The following is a 20,552-nucleotide window of genomic DNA, read 5'->3' as shown; positions in this document are numbered from 1 at the left end:
TATTTCTCTCCATAATGCTCATTTACTGTAAATTTATAATTTTCTGACTTTTCATTCTACATCTTACCATTGCTTATATTATTGTTTTTCTGCTATTTTTCTTAAAACATTACCTTGAAATCTACTTGTTTTCTATTGAAATACGGCAAAATTTAAACCTCAGTGTTACGTTAGTAGTAGCACTGAGGTTTTATTTATTAATTTGTTATTTCCTTAAGAACTTCTAATAAGTATGTAAAGCATCTACTGGTAGACGATATACTAATATGTTCATTTGGAGTATGTATATCGAACATGTCCGGTCCAAAACTAATCATATCTAAATCTCCTAGCTTTTCCGCAAGCAATCCACATTCTATACCAGCATGAATCGAAAAAATCTCGGGCTCTTTTCCATACATTTTAGAATATACTTTCTTACATAATTCTCTTATTTTTGAATCAGTTTTATATGGCCACGCTGGATATCCTTCACTAGTTTCAAATATTCCACACCATTTTCATTAGTTGTTACTACTCCAAGATTAATTGAACTTTCTGTTAATCCTTCTATTTCTGAGCTCACTGTATTTACTCCATTTGTGTACATATACAATAAATTAATTGCTTTAGCTGTAGTATCATCTGAAAATACCTTTTTTACACTATTTTCATATTCTAATAGGTATACTCTCAAATCTGGATCCTTTTTACTAAATTCTTTTTTTAGATTTTCACAGACTTTCATTTTTAAATCTAATAGTTTTTTCTCTCTTGCTGACTTAATTGATATAACTGCTGTAGCTTCTCTTGGAATTGCATTATTCTTTGCTCCACCATTTAATGAAACCAAATTTAATTGAATTTCCTTGGATATTTCTTTTAATAGTCTTCCCATTAATTTATTAGAATTTCCTCTTCCTAAATTAATATCCGTTCCTGAATGCCCTCCCTTTAATCCTTTGATTACAAGGGTATATTCTTTTGTCTTTTCCTTTTTGTCTATCCATTCAATAGGAATAGTAGATTTAGTTCTAATTCCTCCTGCGCAACTAACTAAAAGTTTTCCTTCTTCTTCAGAATCTATATTCAAAACAATTCTTCCATTAATATAATGAGGTTGAATTGCCATGGCTCCACTCATTCCTGCTTCTTCACCAGATGTTATTAACACTTCAAGAGCTGGATGCTCTATAGTATTATCTTCTAATATTGCCATTGCATAAGCAAGTGCAATCCCATCATCCGCTCCAAGAGTAGTTTTATCCGCATATATATAATCACCCTTAATAATTAATTCAATAGGGTCTTTTGTAAAATCATGTATTTTTTCACTATTTTTTTCGCATACCATATCCATATGACCTTGAATTATAATTACTGGAGCTTTTTCATAACCTTTTGATGCTATTTTTTTTATAATCACATTTAAAGCTCCATCTTGAATACATTCTAGTCCTAAATTTCTTCCAAAGTTAAGTAAATAGTCACTTATTTGCTTTTCGTTACCGGAGCCTCTTGGTATTTTACTTATTTCATTAAAATGATAAAAAATTCTTTCCTCTGTAATATTCTCTAAATTTTTCATACTTTACTCTTCCTTTCGCTAATTATGTGATAAAATATCAATATACATATCTTTTTCTTAGTTTATCATAAAATAGTGTTCTATTCTGTATATATTTTTATTATTTTATTATTTTATGGTTGATTATTTTACACACTATAAGTATAATGTATAAAATTTTAATGTGAGGTGTCTATATGCAAAAAACAAAAATGATTTTTACTATTGGTCCAGCAAGTGATAATGAAGAAACTCTAAGAAAGTTTATCCAAATCGGTATGAGTGCTGCAAGATTAAATTTTTCTCATGGTACACATGAATCACACAAAGAGAAAATTGAATTAATCCAACGTATAAGCAAAGATATGGATTCTGCAACAGCTATTGTCCTAGATATCAAAGGGCCTAAAATCAGAACTCATAATTTTATAAATGATGGAGTAACTCTTACTGAAGGCAATGATTTTGAATTTATTTGTGGAGAAGAAATTCTTGGAGATGAAAAAAGATGTTCAATTTCCTATGATATACTTTATCAAGATATAAAAGTTGGAGGAAAGATTCTTGTTGATGATGGTCTTTTAAAGTTCAAAGTTACTGGAGTTGAAGGTAAAACAATTCATACTAAAGTTGTAGTTGGTGGAGAAATTAAAAACCATAAAGGTGTTAATGTTCCTAATGTAGTTATTAAGTTACCATCAATCACAGAAAAAGATATTGAAGATATTAAATTCGGTTGTAAAATGGGCGTTGACTTTATAGCTGCTTCTTTTGTAAGAAAAGCTAGTGATGTTCTAGATGTTAAAAAGGTTTTAAAAGAAAATCATGGTGAACATATAAAGGTAATCGCTAAAATAGAAAATCAAGAAGGTGTAGATAATATAGATTCTATCATTGAAGCAACTGATGCTGTAATGGTTGCCAGAGGAGATATGGGTGTTGAAATTCCAATCCAAAGAGTACCTATAAATCAAAAAATGATAATTAAGAAATGTAATGAAGCAGGAAAAATTGTTATCACTGCAACTCAAATGCTTGATTCAATGATTAGAAATTCAATTCCAACTAGAGCTGAAGCAAGTGATATTTGTAATGCTATTTTTGATGGAACTGATGCAATCATGTTAAGTGGTGAAAGTGCATCTGGTTTATACCCTATAGAATCCGCAAAGATAATGGCTAAAATAGCTCAAGAAGCTGAAGAATATTTAGATTATGATAGTTTAACTGCAAGACTTAGAGAGCCATCTCTTAATGACTATGCCTCAGCAATAAGTTACTCTGCTTGTAGAACTGCAAATATTTTACATGCTAAGGCTATTGTTGCTGCAACAAAGAGTGGTGCTACAGCTAGAATACTTTCGAGATATAGATCAAAAGCTCCAATTATAGCAATAACTCCTTACGATCAAGTAAGAAGAACTTTAAGCTTAAATTTTGGAATTTGCCCTATGAAATGTGATACGTTTAATACAACAGATCAAATATTAATTGAAGCTAAAAACGTAGTATATAAATTAGGTATAGCTTTACCTGGAGATGACATAATAGTTGCTGCTGGAATGCCAACAACTCATACTGGTGGAACTAATATGTTAAAAATAGAAAAAATTTAATTCAGTTATCAATTAACAATTTAGGTACAATTTCCTTTGGAAATTGAATTAATAAAATAATAAAGACTCTGCTAATCAAATCTGTAATTTGATTAGCAGAGTCTTATTTATTCCAAAGTCCGTAGGACTTTGTTCCTTAATTGTTAACTGTTAATTGAACTTAAATCCTTTAAGTAAATCTCCTAAAGATGTTCCTTCTTCTTCCTCATTATCAACATAATTAACATACTCTTTGTTAGTTTCTGCAGCTTCTTTTATGCTTAAAGCTATTTTCTTTTCTTTTATGTTAATGTTCAATACTTTAACTTTAACTTTTTGATTAACTTCTAATACATCTGAAGGTTTTGTAATACGTTCATCTGCAATTTCTGAAATATGTACCAATCCTTCTACCCCTTGAAACAATTCAACAAATGCTCCAAATGCAGCAAGACGTACAATTTTACCTTCTACCAAATCGCCTTCTTTAATATCTTCACTATGAACTGTCCATGGTTCTTTAGTTACATCTTTTAGTATTAAAGATAATCTCTCTTTTTCTCTATCTACAGATCCTATAAATACTTCAACGCTGTCGCCTTCTTTAACTACATCCTCTGGACTATTTACTCTTTCCCATGATAAATCTGAAATATGAATTAAACCTTCCACTCCACCAATATCTACAAAGGCACCAAATTTAACTAACTTTTTAACAATACCACTTCTTTTTTCGCCTTCTATTAAACTATCCCATATAACTTTTTTGTTTTTGTTGTATTCTTCTTCTTCAATAACTCTTCTTGATCCTATAACCTTTTTATTTCTAAAATCTAATTCTGTAATTCTAATCTCTAGTTCTGTTCCTACTAAAGTACTAAGTTCAATTCTTTGTCTACTCACAAGTGAACCTGGAATAAATACTCTTACATTTCCATAATAAGCAATTACTCCACCTTTAGTTTCCTCCTTAACTTTTACAGTAATGTTTTTTTGCTCTTTAAAAGATTCCTTTATTTCTTCTTTTTCTTTTATTTCTAATACTCTTACTAATGAAAGTTCAACGTATCCTTCCCCATCGTTTGGAGATATAACATATACATCAATTTCATCACCTGTGCTAACTACGTCTCTCGGATCTTTTCCATCTACTGATAGTTCCTCTTTAGATATTAATCCATCAAAAGCATAGTTTATGTTAACTGAAGCTTCCTTATCATTTACATCAATAACTTTACCCTTTAAAATCTCTCCCCTATTTAATTTCTTTACATCATATTCGTTTAGTAATTCACCCATACTGCTCATTGTTTCTTCATTAGACATTAATAATCACTCCTTATAAAATTTACTCTATCTACAATATTAATCTAAGAAAACTGTTTATACAAGTATACTTAATGTACTATTAATATACTTATGATATAATTAATTGAAAACCTTTATCCAATAAATACACAAATATATTTTTATTGGAAATAATTATTCTTATATTGAAGTGAAAATATAATATATTTTCTAGAAACGGTATCTCATACCTCTTAATGCAATAGATATTACCACTATACATAAGATATATGAACCTATATCTATGATATTTACTTCTAATTATCTTTTTTAGTCTTTTTTCGTTGTTTTTCAATATTGTGTATAACAAATCTTTTTTATATAATAAATACATAGTCTTAAAGGGGTGATCACTATTAATAAGATTAATAAAAAATATGTTTTAACTCTACTTTTAACATTTATCTTTGCATTTTCAAGTTTGCCATTAGATGCATTGTATTATTCAGGTATAAGTCCATCTGATAGCACTATAGCTTTTGCTAAATCTAGTGGTAAGTCAAGCTTTAGCAGTAAATCTAGTACTAGCAGTTCAAAGCCAAAAAGTGGATTTAGTTCAGGCTCTGTTAGCAATTCATCGGGTAAATCTTCTACTAGCACTGATAATAGCTCAAAGAGTGCTGAGGGATTTAAATCAGGTGATTTTTCAAGTGGTAGTAGCGGTTCAAAAGCTAGTTCTGATTCAAGTACATCTACAAATAGTGATGGTGCTACTAGTACTAACAAAGATTCAACTAGTTCAAAAAGTGCTGAGGGATTTAAGAGTGGTTCATATTCTACAACTGATAAAAATAAAACTGACGATTCTTCAAGCTCTCCTAATACAAATGATAATAAAAAAAATAATACTCAGACCTATAGCAATGGATCAAATAGGAGTTCCACCTTTCTATTCTTTGGTGGTGGTGGTGGATTTTACAGACCATTTTATTTCGGCTCACCTTCTAGCTCAATAATTAATGCTTTAGTTTTAGCTGGAGTATTTCTATTAGCTTTTATATTAATAAAAAAATATTTAAATAATAAGAGAAAATAATAAAATTTGTGGAGGTATTAATATGGGAATTTTTACAAGAATGTCAAATATGATTAAAGGAAAGGTAAATAATACATTAGATGAAATGGAAAATCCAGTTGAATTATTAGATCAAAAAATAAGAGATATGGATGAACAATTTAATAAAGCTAAATTAAGTTCAGCTCAAATTTTAGGTAATGTTCATGAAATTGAAAAGAAGTTAACTCTTTCAAAAAGAGAATCTGAAGATTATGATCAAAAAGTAAAATTAGCTTTAAGTAAGGGAAATGAAGAACTAGCTAAAAGAGCTTTAGTTAAAAAAGTTGAAATTGATAAAAAGGTTGTTTCTTTGCAAGCAAGCTATGATAGTTCAAAAGTTCAAGCTGATACCTTAAAAGCAAATCTTCGTGCTTTAGAAGAAGAAATAACAAAAACTAGAAGTTATAGAGATGAAGCTGCTGCAAGATTTGCAAATGCTGAAGCTTCTCAAAAAGTTAATGAGGTTCTTGCTAATGTGCAAACTAAGAGTAACTCAATACAAATTGATAGTATAGAAAGAAAAATTCAAAGAAAAGAATCTCTTGCTCAAGGCTTGGGAGAATTAAGAGATTTAGATAATTTTGATAGTGAATTTGCAAAATTAGATGAAGTTGACTTAGACCTTGAACTCGCAAAATATAAGAATAGCTAGGTGATAATATGGATAATGATAAAGATATAGATTTTATAAATTCAGAAAGAAGATACTGGGGCAAGATTTATACTGATGTAGCTTATGCTATAAGTGAGATTTCTCCCTTTGTCTCTGAAAGAGATTTAAATATACGAAAATATTTTACTAAATCATCAGTACTTCAAGAATATACTAAACTTTTGGATTCTGCTGAAGCTGATTGTAAAAAGAAATCTTTATTTTCAATGTTTAAATCAAATCCGAGCATTACTCTTGTTCAAGGTTTCAAAGCTAAAAATATAGAAACCTTTAAACAGTTAGAAAAATGTTCTAATTGTGAATGCTTAAACTGTACTTTTGAATGTAATTTCAAAAAATGTTCAAGCTGTAGAAGTGGATCTAAAATTTGCTTTTGTGATAAAAAAAGGGTTAATGTAAGAAAATTTGATAATTTCACATTAGATCTTACTAACAATGATACTGGAAGAGCTTCAAAATATAAGGCTTTAGCAGTTGTTGAAGATTGTACCTTAGATAGGTTATACATTTTACTTGAAAACTTAACTAATTCAAGTGATAAATTAGTGTTATACTATTACCCAGGAATTAAGGAAGACTCCTATGGTGAAATAACCGATGGTGCTGAATTTGATTTCGTAATTGAAACTTATCAAAGTGCAGAATAATTAAATACTTAAATAAAATGATAATTATTAAATATAAAGAAAAGACCATGAAAATGAGAATTAAAAAACTCAATTTCATGGCTTTTATTTTATATAACATTCATAATTTTTTTGTTATATTATCCTTCATCATACATTGCAAACTGTTGTCTTTCTAAATCTTTTCTCTTTTCCATTTCTCTAAAACAATAATTTATTATATCACTTCTTTTTATTATCCCTATAAAGGTTCCATTATCATCAGTTACTGGAACAAAATTTTGACTTACAGCTAATGATATCAGACTTTCTATATTGGAAGTTATCGACACAGATTTGTGCGTTATTCTTTTTACTATGTCTTTAACTTTAATTGATTCAGTATTCTTAAAATTTAAATTCTGTGTATTTTTTAACTGCCATAATAAGTCTCCTTCAGTTAACGTTTCCACATATTTTCCTTCTCTATCTATAATTGGTATAGCGGTATAACCGTGATATTCCATTCTCTCCATAACTTGTCTCATTGTTGCATCTTCATCTTCACATACTACTTCGTTTTTAGGTGTAAGAAAAAAGGCTATATTCATAAATAAAATCCTTTCCTTATTATATTCATTTGATTTTTGTTTATAAGACTATTTTATCATATTTTACATTAAAATTCTTTATATAAATTAAATACTTATAGGTGAATTTATATTTAAATCCACCTTTAGGCACAATCAAAAAAATAACAAGTGCATGTGCCTTATTCATCCGAACTTTCCAATTTATAAACATAATTCATATATGCTTCATTTTTTATAATGCTATTAACTTCATTATATGCTTCTTCTCCTTTGAGTGTTTTTTTAACTAAAACTTCACATAAAACATTACTCTTACATTTAGAGCATACACCAACACCTGCAAATCTCCAATTCAAAAGTTTAATTGGTGTTTCTAATTCAACTTTCTTTCCGCACTTAGGGCACTTTAGCATCAATTTTTCCTCATCAATTTTAATATTTTCGAGATTTGAAACATGTAATGCTGGCATATTATATATATCATTAACTAAATAATTTTTAATAACTCTAGAATTGTATACTCTTCTAAATACCTCAACTGTATATATAGAATCATTTAATGCATCATGTAATTTTGTCTCATCTACCTTGATTTTAAGTTCATCTAATGCTGCTTTAAGTCCTAATGCTTTCTTATGGGCTAGCATTTTAGTTACATACTCTTGAATATCTAAATATTCATTAAGCCAACTTAAATCATTATAATTATAATGATTTGCATTTATAATTAATTCTACAACATCATCCTTTGCCCATGAGCAAAGAACATCTCCTTCTTCAAACATATCTTTAAGTTTGTTTATAGCTTCCTCAAAAGATACACCTTGTTCGTTTAATAGGTTTATATCTATTTTTGTAATTTCAGTTACTATAGGATTAATTACAGGAAATACTGTAGGTTTGACATATACTTTAAGTTCACTTATTGGTTTCATGTACTTATCTACCTTTACAGCTCCTATTTCTATAATCTCATTTTCTAAATTTATATTATCAAATTTCCCATGTTCTTCAAAAAAATCCTTGTAATAATTAGTTATATTTCTTAAATTGTTAAACTCCAAATCAATAATAATGTACCCCATTTTTATATCTATTCCTTTCTAATGTAGGCATATGTAAGAAAATATGCCCTAAATTTCTATTCCTGCAAGCTTCATTAAATGAATTGCATTTTGTGTTTCACTCTTTCCATTTCTTAATATATAATCAAATTTAATTTTATCATTTTCATAGAATTCTCTAAAATTATAATTTATTATGCTTTTGTTTTCTCGCTCTAAGTCACATAGTTCTAAATCATGTGTAGATACAAGCCCTACTCCTCCATATTGAATCAATTGCTTAATTAGCACTATAGCTCCTGTATGCCTATCCTTAGAATTAGTTCCTTTAAATATTTCATCTAAAAGGAAAAATATCTTTTCTCCTTTTTTAGATGCTTCAATCAATATTTTTATTCTTAAAATCTCTGCATAAAATGAAGAAATACTTTCCTCTAAATTATCTTTTGTTCTCATGCAAGTATATATATTCATAATTCCACATGAGAATTTATCAGCACATACTGGTGCTCCTATATAACTAAGAACTAGATTTACACCTAATGTTCTTAAGAATGTACTTTTCCCTGACATATTAGAACCTGTAATAAGTGATACCTTTTTTTCTCCTCTTAATGAAAATTTATTTCTAACTGATTTCTTTCCAAGTAGTGGATGACCTATATTAATACCTTCTATTTCATTCTCATTTAAAATAACTGGATAAGTCCAAGTTTCATTTTCAAAAGAAAGATTTGCTATGCTATTTAACGCATCTATCTCATGCATTACTTTAAGCCAATCTTCAAGTTTGTCACCATTTTTTTCTCTCCATTTTTCTAAACTTCTCATTAAAAATACATCCGAAAATAAAACTATATTAAGAATTAAATAAAATGCATTATATGAACTATTACCTGCCCAATCTAGTATATCAGAAAACTTTTTCATTTCATATTTGCAGCTTACCTTATTACTTTTTAATTTACTGATTAAAGTTTTTAAGTATAAAGATTCAAATTTTTCATCTTCAATCAAACATAAAATTTTGCTATATCCATAAACACTACTTTTTATAGAGTCAAACAATTCAATTTCCTTTGCCATACTCTTAGCTAATATCTTAACAACCAAAAAATTAACCATAAGATCTAAAATAATAAATGATAATGGTACTATTCCTTTAATTGCTAAGTATATTGAAAAAATGGTTGCTAACATAAAAGTACAAGCAATTGCTAATCTTAAAGGACTTGAAGATTCTTTTCCCTCACTCCACTTAATTAGAGAATCTAAATGTATATCTTGTGATTTCTTTAAGTTACCTTCAACAATTATTTTTTGTCTCCATACAGCTTTTTCGCCCAGTTCCCTTATAGCTTCTTGTCTTTCTTTTATTTCATTACTCACTAATACCTTTTCTCGTTTTAATAATTTTACTAATTCCTCTCTTCCACCTTTAGTAACGGTAGAATTAATGTATTGAAAAATTGAATTATTACCAAACACATCTAAATCATTTATAAAAGAATGCTCATCATCTAAATATTCTGATCCATTGTCTTTAAATTTTTTAAATTCTCCGCCCAGCCTTTTAAGTCCCTTTTCATTAATATTTATTAGCAAATCAATTCTTTTTTTATATTCAAATATATTGTTATGATAAAACATTAAAATCAAAAAGAATCCTGTAATCACTATAGTTACAACTACAATCATCATTATTTTATTTTGTTTATATAAAAAGTAATCAACTAAAGCACAAAGTAATACTACAACTAATCTACTCCATCCAATAACATTTACTTTGCTACTTAAAGCATTACTTTCTTTACTATTCTTTTCTATATTATTTTTATAAAATTCTTCTGCTAAACTCATACTTCCTCCTTATATAATTTCATTTTCACTCTTACTATTCTATTGTACGTTATTAGTAGAATGTGTCAATTATTTACCTTATAATTTTTTGATTATTAATTTTACCTTATAATAAAATAAAAACAAATTAAGACATCTTATATTTTCTGTAAGATATTTTAATCTGCTTTTATTTTTCATAACCACAATACAAGTTTTACTTATACGTACTATTAAATTCTATGCCCACCATAGTTAACCATATATACAAACAGAGAAATTGGATACATGTTTGTGCAAGCGGCATTAGAAAATAAGCTGTTGAAGCCACTTAATGGTTGGTTGTTCCATTTTTGCTTGTCCTGAGCTTGCCTCAGGAGCAAGCAGAAATGGATGCAACCTGACATTTAGTGGATTCCAGCGAAATTTTCTTAGTCCGCTGGAATAAACATGTATTCAATTTCGGCTAATTATACGCATAAGTACGATTTTCACGGTGGATATCTATAACCGAACTAATTCTATTATTTTTTATTTTTAACAAGTGTTTCTCCCCTATTTGTTTTTCCTGACAATATTTCAAATTTGTTTAAAGATGATATAAAAGAAGATAGTTTTGAATATCCATAGTTCCTTGTATCAAAATCTGGATAACGCATATTAAGTTTATTCCCAACCTCGCCCAAATTTGCCCATCCCTCTTCATCAGAACTCTCTGTGATTATGTTCTTTATAGATTTTATTAACTCTCCTAAATTTGCTAAACCTTCTTTTGGTGTATGCTGCTTTTCTAACACTCCATCAATATTACTAATATCGGTAATAGTTCCAGCTAAAACTTCAAGATATTTAAACTTTTCACAAGCTGATATGAAAGGTGTAGGTGTTTTCTTTTCTCCCATACCAACAACATACATCCCAGCTTCTCGGAGCCTAGCAGCCAGTCTTGTAAAATCACTATCACTTGAAATAATACAAAATCCATCTACATTTTTTGAATAAAGTATATCCATTGCATCAATTATTAATGCTGAATCTGTTGAATTTTTACCCGTTGTATAATTATATTGTTGAATTGGAGTAATAGAATAATTAAGAAGCACACTCTTCCATGAAGCAAGTTGTGGCTTTGTCCAATCTCCATAAATCCTTTTATACGTTGGTGTCCCATGATTGGAAAGTTCATCAAATATAAATTTTATATATTTATCTGATACATTATCTGCATCAATTAAAACTGCAATCTTTTTATCATTTTCCATTTAGCATCCCCCTTGTTTAAATAATTTAGTATTTTATTCATTATTTTTGTGATTTTTCTTCTATATAAATATCTAAAGCTTTAATTCCTCTTTTAGCAAGTTTTACAAAAAGAATAAATCCATATATACTAGCCCCTAATACTGGCACATATATCACTAAAAATGGAATTAACATTACTACTGCGTTCATCTTATATTATCCCCCTACCTAAATAATTTTAATCTTATGAATATTGTATCACTTTTCTGGTTAAACTTTGTAATTATTCTACTATTTTTTAAGTGCACCTAATATCACCATAATTTGTCTTCTTTATATTCTTTAGTTTCAATTATTTTTTCTTTATCAATAAAATCATTTATAAATGAAATTATGTCTCTTTTATCTTTTTCTTTAATCTTATATTCATGATCTTTAGTATCAAATGATTTTTCTAACTGTATATCTAAAAGAAACTTTCCCTTTTGATATTCTATAAAATTCAACTTTTCAATTTTACTATATGGGATAACCTTCTTATTAAATACAAATGAATCAATAAAAATTCCATTTTCAAGAAAATAAATTTTATAATTTTTTATATACTCTATTGCTAAATTAATTATAAAAAAAATAATAAAAAGTATAAAAATATTTCTATCTTTCTCTACATCTGTTGTATTTAAATTTAATATTAGCAATAATATAAAAATTATATTTTCTATATATCTATAATACGAAACTTTTATTGATAACTTTTTTTCTTTACAATAGTACCCTTTCTTCAATGAAATAATATCACTCACTAAAACAAATAATATAGTAATAATAAACAAAGGATACAGTATATATATAACCCAACTAAATTTATATGATAGTGCCCCTATTCCCCAAATAAGAACTATTACTACCCAGCCTAAAATCTTTTCATTAAATTTCATTAATTTTTCTCCCCCCACAATAGAATACGTTTTTTTAATATAATTAATCTTTATATTCTTTAGTCGTTTTTATATTGTATTCAGGTCTAATTCCTTTTACAAAAGATATTACTTTTTCTTTTTCTTCTTTATTCATTCTATAATTTATTCTTTTTGATTTAAGAGGCTTTATTTCTAACCAAAATTTATTTTTAGAATACTCTTCAAAATGAAATTCCTCAATGTTATCATAAGATATTAGTTTTAAGTCACTAATTAATTTACCAACTGGGAGCGAAATACCTTCCTCGTAGTTTTGAAAATATTATATCATTTTCAAGTTAATATTTGTTATTATATTTATATTATTACATTTAAGTTTAATTATATAGACAAAATTTTTCTTCTATATATTCTTTAGTAACAGATGTTTTATATCTGTTACTAAAAATTATTTATTAAATTTATTTTTATTTACAAAATGTATTGACTTAGAGTTGACTCGAAGATGTAAGATATATATAACAAAAATATATTCTTGGAGGTTTAAAAATGAACAATTTTATTTTTCAAAATAGTACAAAATTAATATTCGGTAAGAACACAGAAGATTCAGTTGGAAGCGAAATTAAAAATTATAGCAACAAAATATTACTTCACTATGGTGGTGGTTCAATAATTAAAACTGGTTTATATAATAAAATTACAAAATCACTTAAAGATTCGGGTGTTGAATTTATTGAGCTCTCCGGAGTTAAACCTAATCCTAGAGTTTCTTTGGTGAGAGAAGGAATTGATATTTGCAGAAAAGAAAATATTGATTTCATTTTAGCTGTTGGTGGTGGTAGTGTTATAGATTCTTCTAAAGCAATAGCTGCTGGAGTAAATTATGCTGGTGATGTTTGGGACTTATATACAGGAACCCCTATAAATCATGAATGTCTAAAATTAGCTACTGTACTAACAATTCCTGCTGCTGGTAGTGAAACAAGTAGTGGTTCTGTTATTACTAATGAAGACGGCTTATATAAGAGAGCATTAGGTTATCCTACTTTAAGACCTCAATTTTCAATATTAAATCCAGAATTAACATTTACATTACCTAAATACCAAACTTCTTGTGGCGTTGCTGATATGTTAGCTCATGTTATGGAGAGATATTTCACAAATCAAACTAATGTTGATTTAACAGATAGATTATGTGAAGCTACAATGAAAACAATAATTGATAATGGTCTACGTCTTATGAAAAATCCAAATGACTATGATGCAAGAGCTGAAATAATGCTTGCTGGTACAGTTGCTCATAATGATTCATTAAATATGGGTAGAGATGGAGATTGGGCTAGTCATGATATTGAACATGAACTTAGTGGTATATATGATATAGCTCATGGTGCTGGACTTTCAATAATATTCCCGGCTTGGATGAAGTATGTCTATAAAAACAACATAAATAGATTTGCTCAATTTGGTAATAGAGTATTTAATCTAGATATAAACTTAAATAATCCAGAAGAAACTGCTTTACATGCAATAGAAAAATTAGAAGAATTCTTTAAAGCCATGGAATTACCAATACGTTTTAAAGACGCTAAATTACCAGAAGATAGAATAGATGAAATGTCAAAAAAATTAGTTCATCATAAAGATCATGTTGGAGGCTTCCTTCCAATAAGAGAAAAAGATGCTCTAAAAATACTAAAATTAGCTTTATAGAAATCTATTCTGTTTGATTACCCTCATATACTGTTTTTAATTCCATACAGGGTGTTTTAAAGAAATGTTGTTATGAGTTCGTACACTCTCATAACAACATTTTCTTTTTAATATATACTAATTCATTTAGAACTTGCTATATAATACAAGTTCTAAATATATTAACAACATTTATTTAAAACACTCACTATGAAAATAGACATTGATAGTCAATAAGGCACATGAAAATAAATAACAAGTCCAAAGTTGCCACGAATATTTTTCATCAGGCAAGGAGACGAATTGCCCTCATAGTGGGCCTATTAGGTCAATTTGCCGACGCAGCATGATGGAAAATAGACTGGCAAATGGACTTGTTATTTTTTTGATTGTGCCTAATGTAATATCAATATTTTATTGCTTAATTATCTTTACAATCTCATACCACATAACCGCAATTATTGAAATTCCAATAGCTATGAGTAATTGATTAAAGGATAGTGCTGTTAATTTTAAGAAGCTTGATATAGGAGTATACACTATTAAAAGTATTCCAAGTATAGTTCCTATATTCACCATCCACATTACACGATCTTTTATATTTATCATAAATGATTTATAAGCCAAATCAGTATCTGAGCTGTTAACTTGTACAAGTATTATGTTGGAGATAAAAATTATTACGAGTCCCATGCTGCGAGCTACTGTGGCATTATTTATATTATTATCTAAATATAAATAATAAGTTCCAAAAGAAGCTATAAAAATAATAATCCCTTGAATTATACTTTTCATAAGACTCTTTGATGTTATTATATTTTCCTTTGAATTGCGTGGTTTGCGTTTCATAATATCTCTTTCAGCTGCTTGGCGTTCTAGCACAATAGAGCATGTTGGATCTATTATTAATTCTAAAAGAACAACATGAACTGGTAATAGCAATAAAGCTCCTGCATTTATTCCTAGAAGTGGTGCAAGTAATGAAGCAAATGCTATAGGAATATGAATTGTAAAAACATATCCAACAGCTTTTCTAATGTTATCATATATTCGCCTTCCATCCTTAACTGTATCTATTATAGTTGAAAAATTATCATCTAATAAAATTAAATCTGCTGCTTCTCTAGAAACTTCTGACCCTCTTTTGCCCATGGCTATACCAATGTCTGCAAATTTAAGTGCTGGAGCATCATTAACTCCATCTCCAGTCATAGCAACTATTTCACCATTCTCTTTAAATGCTTTAACAATACGCATTTTATGCTCTGGTACAACTCTTGAAAACACGCTAACATCTTTAACTTTTTCTCTTAATTCTTCATCATTCATTAAATTAAGTTCATCGCCAGTTATAATTTTATTACTATGAATCATCCCTATTTGCTTTGCAATTGAACTTGCTGTTATTCCATTGTCGCCTGTGATCATAACTACTCTTATACCAGCTTTTATACAATTCTTAATGTCATCTTTTATGGATTCTCTTGGTGGATCTGCAAGACCTATTAATCCACATAGTGTTAAATTACACTGTAAAAGTGACTCTGGTACTTCATCGTTATTCTTTACTTTCATAATTCCTACAGCTATTACACGTAACCCTTTTGATGACATTTTTAATATCTTTGCTTCTACTTCTATACGCTGCTGAGTATTCAATTTACAAATAGTCAATATTTTTTCTGCTGAGCCTTTTGAGGCAATAGTAATTTCTCCATCTTTTTCCCAGACATGTCCCATCATTTTTGTTTCATTGGTAAAAGGATATTCTGTTAATAGATTGCCACTAAACAAATAATCTCTTGTAATACTTAAACATTCACAATAACTGAGCATTGCTTTTTCCATAGGATCATATGCTTCTGTTTCACAAGCCATGCCCATAATTTTGCAGAGTTCATTTTTATTATCATTTAAGGCCCAATTATCTTGTACTGTCATCTTATTCATAGTTATTGTTCCAGTCTTGTCCACGCAAAGTACTGAAACTGCCCCCAAGGTTTCAACTGATGGAAGCTTACGAACAAGGGATTGTTTTTTAGCTAACCTCCAAGCTCCCATTGATAAAAACACAGTAAGAATAACAGGAAACTCCTCAGGTATCATTGCCATGGCAAGAGTTATTCCTGAAAGTATACTTTCAATAATTCTGTCTTTTAAAATATGCCCCGATAAATTTAGGTAAGTTACAATAGAAACTAATGCAAAAAGTACTGCTGCAATTCCTGCACATAGTTTAACTAACTTTCCTGTTTGCTTTTGAAGTAGTGTCTTACTCTCTTTAGTAGATACAATATTCACTCCAATTTTTCCGTATTCAGTCATAGATCCTATTTTATCAATTACTACTGTAGCATTACCTTGTACTACCAATGTTCCTGCATAGCAATAATCCCTTTTCCAATAATCCTTATTATTTTCAATATCTTTATCCTTTTTATCTATTGAAGTTTTCCATGTTCCTTCTGATTCTCCAGTAAGAGAAGATTCATCAACACATAAATCATTGCAGCTAATAATCTTACCATCCGCTGGAATCTTTACACCTTCTGAAATTAGCATTAAATCCCCTGGAACTAAATTTTCACTATTAATTAAAATTTCTTTTCCATCTCGCACTACAGTTATATGAGGTGCTGATAAATCCTTCAGTGCTTTTAACGTCTTATCTGTTTTCCATTCTTGCACCACATCAATACTAATTATACCGAGAACAAATACAAGCATAATGGCACCATCTTGTGGTTCTCCTAATATAAAGTATATAATGGATGCTACTAGTAATAATAAAAACATAGGCTCTGCAAGAACTTCTAATATTTTTCTAAATAAACTCTCCTTTTTTTCAATTATTAATTGATTTTTTCCAAACCTTTCTTGTGCATCTCTTACTTGATAACTAGTCAAACCTTTCATTATTTCGTTTTTTTCTTGTTCTGTCATAATAAGATACCTCCATTAATTTTATCCTTGAATTTTCTTCAAGAAGCTATATTTTGATATCTCTATGGCATTGCATTTTCATCTTTCTAAGGCACGTGAAAGAAAATAACACGTCAATATCTCAAAATAGACTATTATGCTGACTTATTATTTAATTTAATATGCCTAATATCATTTAAAGATGATTCAACTATATTTAATGTTCTAGGATACATAAAAATACCCGTAGAACATTTTACTGTCCCACAGGTATTATAATAATCCTGTTGCCATATTTGGCCCGGCACCACGAATTAAAGCATATAAAAGAAACTAACATTTAAATATGCTTAAATAAATTCATCGCCTGATCAGTTTGTACTGTAGATTTGTATGCAGCGCAAAGAGATTTTCATATACTTTATTATATTCAAACTTTTTATATAGTTTCCTATCTTTTATTTTCTGTATTTAATTATTCATTTAGTGAGTTTAAAACACCCCATCATTGAATTTAATGTATATGCTTATGCTGTTAATTCTTCACTTGCTACTGCACTTTCCTCAGCAGTTGCTGAATTTGATTGAACTGACTAATCATAAATCCACCTATCAAATTCAATTGACAATTTTAGAACAAGCTCAAAAATTGTCAATTGTTAAATTAGTACTTTCCAAACTCTCTATCACTTAAAGATATTTTAGGATTGATTGATGTTGCTACTTCTCTATTAGTCATATTACTCTCTGAATTATAAACATGTCTGTTGTTATAGGTATGATTTGATAAACCATTTTTCATATTACTGTTTTTAAGTTTAAAACTAGTAACCATATCTTTAAGTAGTTCTGCTTGACTTGAAAGTTCTTCACTAGCTGCTGCACTTTGTTCAGCAGTTGATGAATTTGACTGAATAACCTGTGATACCTGTTCAATTCCTAAATTTATTTGAGAAATACTAGAAGCCTGCTCATTTGATAATGCTGCTATTTCTGCTACAATGGTAGTTACTTTTGATACTCCTCCTACTATTTCATCTAAAGCTTTTGCCGTTTGATTTGTTATTTCAGTTCCTTTTTCTATTTTCTTTATGGAACCTTCTATAAGATCTGTTGTTTCTTTAGCTGCATTTGCACTTCTTGCTGCTAGGTTTCTTACCTCCTCAGCAACTACTGCAAAGCCCTTACCATGTTGACCTGCTCTTGCAGCTTCTACTGCTGCATTAAGTGCAAGTATATTTGTTTGAAATGCAATTTCATCTATAACTTTAATTATTTTTGAAATATTAGCAGAAGATTCATTTATATTACTCATAGATTTGAGCATTTCACCCATATGTCTATTACCTTCTTCAGCATTTTCCTTTACCTTAATAGTAAGCTCTTTAGCTTGATTTGCATTATTAGCATTTTCTTTAGTTTGTCCTGCAACATCAGTCATAGAAGCATTCAATTCTTCTATAGCACTTGCTTGTTGTGTAGCCCCTTGAGATAATGCTTGGCTAGCATCTGAAACTTGGTTTGATCCTGTAAAAACTTGCTCAGAAGCAGTGTTTAACTCACTAAGAATAGAATTCAAAGAATCTACTGTGATGTTAACAGATTTTGCTAGCTTGCCAAATTCTCCTTTATAATTTTCATTAACTGAAATTTGTAAATTTCCTTCTGCCATTTCACGCATTCCATTAATTACTTCTTTTATTGGTTTTACCATAGCTTCCATTAATTCATTTATTCCATGTACTATCTTTTTAAAATCCCCACTATGTCTTGCTTCATCTGTTCTCGCATCTAAATTTCCTTCTGTAGCTTCATTTGATACCATATTTGCATCTGTTACAAGATTATCTACTGCACTCTTAACATCTTTTAAGCTATTCGATATTCCTTCAAACTGTTCATTAACTTCATCAGTAAATTTATCTGCTTTTTTAATCTCAAGATCAAAGTTAGTATTACCATTTGATAGTAACTTCAAGTTTCCTTCAAGTCTCTTAACTTCGATTCTTGTATACTCACTTACTCTAATAATAGGTGTTAAGTCTGTTATAACTTCAACATATCCAATATTTTCTCCTTTTTTATTTTTTAAATATGATGTATCTTGTTTATTATTCATATCACACCAGTCAAATAAACTTTCTGATTTACCCTTATGAAGCTGCTTTATACCACATTTCTCAGTATTGCATATATTAGCACCTGCATGACTACATGCTAGTCCATAACCTGATTTACGATCTCTAATAGCACCTTGGTTAATCATTAGATTTTCAAATGACTTATTCATGTATGTCCAATTCATATCATTATCAGTAACATGAATTGGAGAAGGGATAGCATCTATAATAGCCTCATACCAAACAACTTTGTCTACCATAGTATTTAAAGTACCATTTACTCCATTTATAACTTTTTTGAAATCCCCCTCATGCTTTGCTATATCAGCCCTTATATCAAATTTCCCATCTATAGCTGCCGTTGATAGCATGTTTACATCCATTACTAAGGATCTTATATTTTCTACCATTTTCTTTAAGGCCGGAGCTAATTCATCTTTTTCGTCTTTTAAAAGTACGTCCATACTCACATCGCCTTTAGATATATTATTCATAACTTGAATCACGTTAGATTTTAATTCATCTGCAAAAAAGTCCATTGCTTTAGCTATTTGTCCCACTTCATCATCTGTATCTATATTTAATCTTTCGCTAAAATGACCTTTACTCATTTCCTCAATCATATGTACTACCTTCTTTAAAGGCTTGGTAATTAAACTAGCAATGCTTATTCCAATTATTATTGCTATACCCATAGTAATAATAATTATTATAGTTGTTATTGTAATTGTGGTATTGGCATTTTTAGTATTTAAATCTGCTTTTGTTTTTGCATCATTAGTCTTCATTACTACTATTTTTTCTATAGCATCTTGCTCTAATTTTAATGCTTTACCTGCTTCACCATTTTCATCAAGCATTGCAAAAGCTTCTTCATCTTTATTTTCTTTTGCAAGAGCTATTACTTTATCAAGTTTTGGCATATAGTCAATTCTTGCAGCTTTAAAAATATCAAACTGCTTTCTCATATTTTCTGAAATAATAGTTTTATTAAACTCATCTGATAATTTAGTAATATTTTCGTTTCTCTCCTTAATGTTTTGTATATTAGCTTCAATATCATTAGATGATTGTGTAATTATCATATCCCTTGTATTCACTCTTATTCTTTGAAATTCTGTTGATATTTCTGCCATTTGTGATATAGGTATTGTCATATGTTCATATAATTCTGTATCTGATTCATCTGCAGATTTTATATTTGCAATTGCATACACGCCCATTATTCCTGTAATTAATGATATTAATACAAAGCTCAATATTAATTTTTTATTAATTTTTAAGTTAAGAAACCAATTCATTTTTTACCTCCTTAGTTTTTGAAACATAAT

At 28.8% G+C, this 20,552-nt stretch carries 14 protein-coding genes, 1 pseudogene and 1 riboswitch; of the genes and pseudogenes, 5 read left to right on the top strand and 10 right to left on the bottom strand.

The window, feature by feature from the left end:
• Nucleotides 1-197: 197 nt before the first annotated feature.
• Nucleotides 198-1,567: pseudogene (locus psyc5s11_RS04015) on the bottom strand (aminoacyl-histidine dipeptidase).
• Nucleotides 1,568-1,743: 176 nt separating this feature from the next.
• Here psyc5s11_RS04015 and pyk point away from each other — a divergent pair.
• Nucleotides 1,744-3,162: a pyruvate kinase gene (gene pyk / locus psyc5s11_RS04010; protein ID WP_224036347.1), complete on the top strand. Its 1,419-nt coding sequence runs from the start codon at nucleotides 1,744-1,746 to the stop codon at nucleotides 3,160-3,162.
• 150 nt (nucleotides 3,163-3,312) lie between these two features.
• Here the strand turns inward: pyk and rpsA are convergent, their stop codons facing one another.
• Entirely contained in the window at nucleotides 3,313-4,467 is a 1,155-nt protein-coding gene (gene rpsA / locus psyc5s11_RS04005; protein WP_224036346.1) for a 30S ribosomal protein S1, read from the bottom strand.
• Between the two features lie 367 nt (nucleotides 4,468-4,834).
• Here rpsA and psyc5s11_RS04000 point away from each other — a divergent pair, with 367 nt between their 5' ends.
• From psyc5s11_RS04000 to psyc5s11_RS03990, 3 genes are read left to right on the top strand one after another with little or no spacing between them, the layout of a single operon-like run.
• Nucleotides 4,835-5,524 carry a hypothetical protein gene (locus tag psyc5s11_RS04000; RefSeq protein ID WP_224036345.1) on the top strand — a complete coding sequence of 230 codons (690 nt, stop codon included), beginning with the start codon at nucleotides 4,835-4,837 and terminating at the stop codon, nucleotides 5,522-5,524.
• A 22-nt stretch (nucleotides 5,525-5,546) separates the two neighbouring features.
• Nucleotides 5,547-6,197 (top strand): PspA/IM30 family protein, encoded by a 651-nt coding sequence (locus tag psyc5s11_RS03995; protein ID WP_224036344.1) that lies wholly within the window; start codon nucleotides 5,547-5,549, stop codon nucleotides 6,195-6,197.
• 8 nt (nucleotides 6,198-6,205) lie between these two features.
• On the top strand, nucleotides 6,206-6,865 hold the full coding sequence (locus psyc5s11_RS03990; RefSeq protein ID WP_224036343.1) for a DUF1292 domain-containing protein: 660 nt from the start codon (nucleotides 6,206-6,208) through the stop codon (nucleotides 6,863-6,865).
• Between the two features lie 119 nt (nucleotides 6,866-6,984).
• Here the strand turns inward: psyc5s11_RS03990 and psyc5s11_RS03985 are convergent, their stop codons facing one another.
• From psyc5s11_RS03985 to psyc5s11_RS03960, 6 genes are all read right to left on the bottom strand, one after another.
• Nucleotides 6,985-7,434 (bottom strand): CBS domain-containing protein, encoded by a 450-nt coding sequence (locus psyc5s11_RS03985; protein ID WP_224036342.1) that lies wholly within the window; start codon nucleotides 7,432-7,434, stop codon nucleotides 6,985-6,987.
• Nucleotides 7,435-7,595: 161 nt separating this feature from the next.
• Nucleotides 7,596-8,501 (bottom strand): 3'-5' exonuclease, encoded by a 906-nt coding sequence (locus tag psyc5s11_RS03980; RefSeq protein ID WP_224036341.1) that lies wholly within the window; start codon nucleotides 8,499-8,501, stop codon nucleotides 7,596-7,598.
• Nucleotides 8,502-8,549: 48 nt separating this feature from the next.
• Nucleotides 8,550-10,340, bottom strand: coding sequence for a MutS-related protein (locus psyc5s11_RS03975; RefSeq protein WP_224036340.1), 1,791 nt, complete (start codon nucleotides 10,338-10,340; stop codon nucleotides 8,550-8,552).
• 503 nt (nucleotides 10,341-10,843) lie between these two features.
• Entirely contained in the window at nucleotides 10,844-11,581 is a 738-nt protein-coding gene (locus psyc5s11_RS03970) for an NYN domain-containing protein (protein ID WP_224036339.1), read from the bottom strand.
• 40 nt (nucleotides 11,582-11,621) lie between these two features.
• Entirely contained in the window at nucleotides 11,622-11,771 is a 150-nt protein-coding gene (locus psyc5s11_RS03965) for a hypothetical protein (RefSeq protein ID WP_224036338.1), read from the bottom strand.
• 104 nt (nucleotides 11,772-11,875) lie between these two features.
• The gene (locus tag psyc5s11_RS03960) at nucleotides 11,876-12,502 is read right to left on the bottom strand and encodes a hypothetical protein (protein ID WP_224036337.1); all 627 of its coding nucleotides are present in this window, start codon (nucleotides 12,500-12,502) and stop codon (nucleotides 11,876-11,878) included.
• A gap of 531 nt (nucleotides 12,503-13,033) precedes the next feature.
• Between psyc5s11_RS03960 and psyc5s11_RS03955 the strand changes: the two genes are divergently transcribed.
• Entirely contained in the window at nucleotides 13,034-14,200 is a 1,167-nt protein-coding gene (locus psyc5s11_RS03955) for an iron-containing alcohol dehydrogenase (RefSeq protein ID WP_224036336.1), read from the top strand.
• A 393-nt stretch (nucleotides 14,201-14,593) separates the two neighbouring features.
• On the opposite strand, the gene psyc5s11_RS03950 is transcribed toward psyc5s11_RS03955, so the two are convergent.
• Together psyc5s11_RS03950 and psyc5s11_RS03945 are read right to left on the bottom strand one after the other, a co-directional pair.
• Nucleotides 14,594-17,122 carry a cation-translocating P-type ATPase gene (locus psyc5s11_RS03950; protein ID WP_224036335.1) on the bottom strand — a complete coding sequence of 843 codons (2,529 nt, stop codon included), beginning with the start codon at nucleotides 17,120-17,122 and terminating at the stop codon, nucleotides 14,594-14,596.
• A 236-nt stretch (nucleotides 17,123-17,358) separates the two neighbouring features.
• Nucleotides 17,359-17,486, bottom strand: a riboswitch (NiCo riboswitch).
• Between the two features lie 279 nt (nucleotides 17,487-17,765).
• The gene (locus tag psyc5s11_RS03945) at nucleotides 17,766-20,522 is read right to left on the bottom strand and encodes a methyl-accepting chemotaxis protein (protein ID WP_224036334.1); all 2,757 of its coding nucleotides are present in this window, start codon (nucleotides 20,520-20,522) and stop codon (nucleotides 17,766-17,768) included.
• Nucleotides 20,523-20,552 lie beyond the last annotated feature (30 nt).

Source organism: Clostridium gelidum (genome assembly GCF_019977655.1).
Taxonomy (GTDB): Bacteria; Bacillota; Clostridia; order Clostridiales; family Clostridiaceae; genus Clostridium; species Clostridium gelidum.
This window is presented reverse-complemented; position numbering and strand designations above follow the sequence as displayed.

What these genes read in the sequence shown, in the direction of transcription:
- pyk (WP_224036347.1), top strand. Translation starts at nt 1,744, where the DNA reads ATGCAAAAAACAAAAATGATTTTTACTATTGGTCCAGCAAGTGATAAT.
- rpsA (WP_224036346.1), bottom strand. Translation starts at nt 4,467, where the DNA reads ATGTCTAATGAAGAAACAATGAGCAGTATGGGTGAATTACTAAACGAA.
- psyc5s11_RS03995 (WP_224036344.1), top strand. Translation starts at nt 5,547, where the DNA reads ATGGGAATTTTTACAAGAATGTCAAATATGATTAAAGGAAAGGTAAAT.
- psyc5s11_RS03990 (WP_224036343.1), top strand. Translation starts at nt 6,206, where the DNA reads ATGGATAATGATAAAGATATAGATTTTATAAATTCAGAAAGAAGATAC.
- psyc5s11_RS03985 (WP_224036342.1), bottom strand. Translation starts at nt 7,434, where the DNA reads ATGAATATAGCCTTTTTTCTTACACCTAAAAACGAAGTAGTATGTGAA.
- psyc5s11_RS03980 (WP_224036341.1), bottom strand. Translation starts at nt 8,501, where the DNA reads ATGGGGTACATTATTATTGATTTGGAGTTTAACAATTTAAGAAATATA.
- psyc5s11_RS03975 (WP_224036340.1), bottom strand. Translation starts at nt 10,340, where the DNA reads ATGAGTTTAGCAGAAGAATTTTATAAAAATAATATAGAAAAGAATAGT.
- psyc5s11_RS03970 (WP_224036339.1), bottom strand. Translation starts at nt 11,581, where the DNA reads ATGGAAAATGATAAAAAGATTGCAGTTTTAATTGATGCAGATAATGTA.
- psyc5s11_RS03965 (WP_224036338.1), bottom strand. Translation starts at nt 11,771, where the DNA reads ATGAACGCAGTAGTAATGTTAATTCCATTTTTAGTGATATATGTGCCA.
- psyc5s11_RS03960 (WP_224036337.1), bottom strand. Translation starts at nt 12,502, where the DNA reads ATGAAATTTAATGAAAAGATTTTAGGCTGGGTAGTAATAGTTCTTATT.
- psyc5s11_RS03955 (WP_224036336.1), top strand. Translation starts at nt 13,034, where the DNA reads ATGAACAATTTTATTTTTCAAAATAGTACAAAATTAATATTCGGTAAG.
- psyc5s11_RS03950 (WP_224036335.1), bottom strand. Translation starts at nt 17,122, where the DNA reads ATGACAGAACAAGAAAAAAACGAAATAATGAAAGGTTTGACTAGTTAT.
- psyc5s11_RS03945 (WP_224036334.1), bottom strand. Translation starts at nt 20,522, where the DNA reads ATGAATTGGTTTCTTAACTTAAAAATTAATAAAAAATTAATATTGAGC.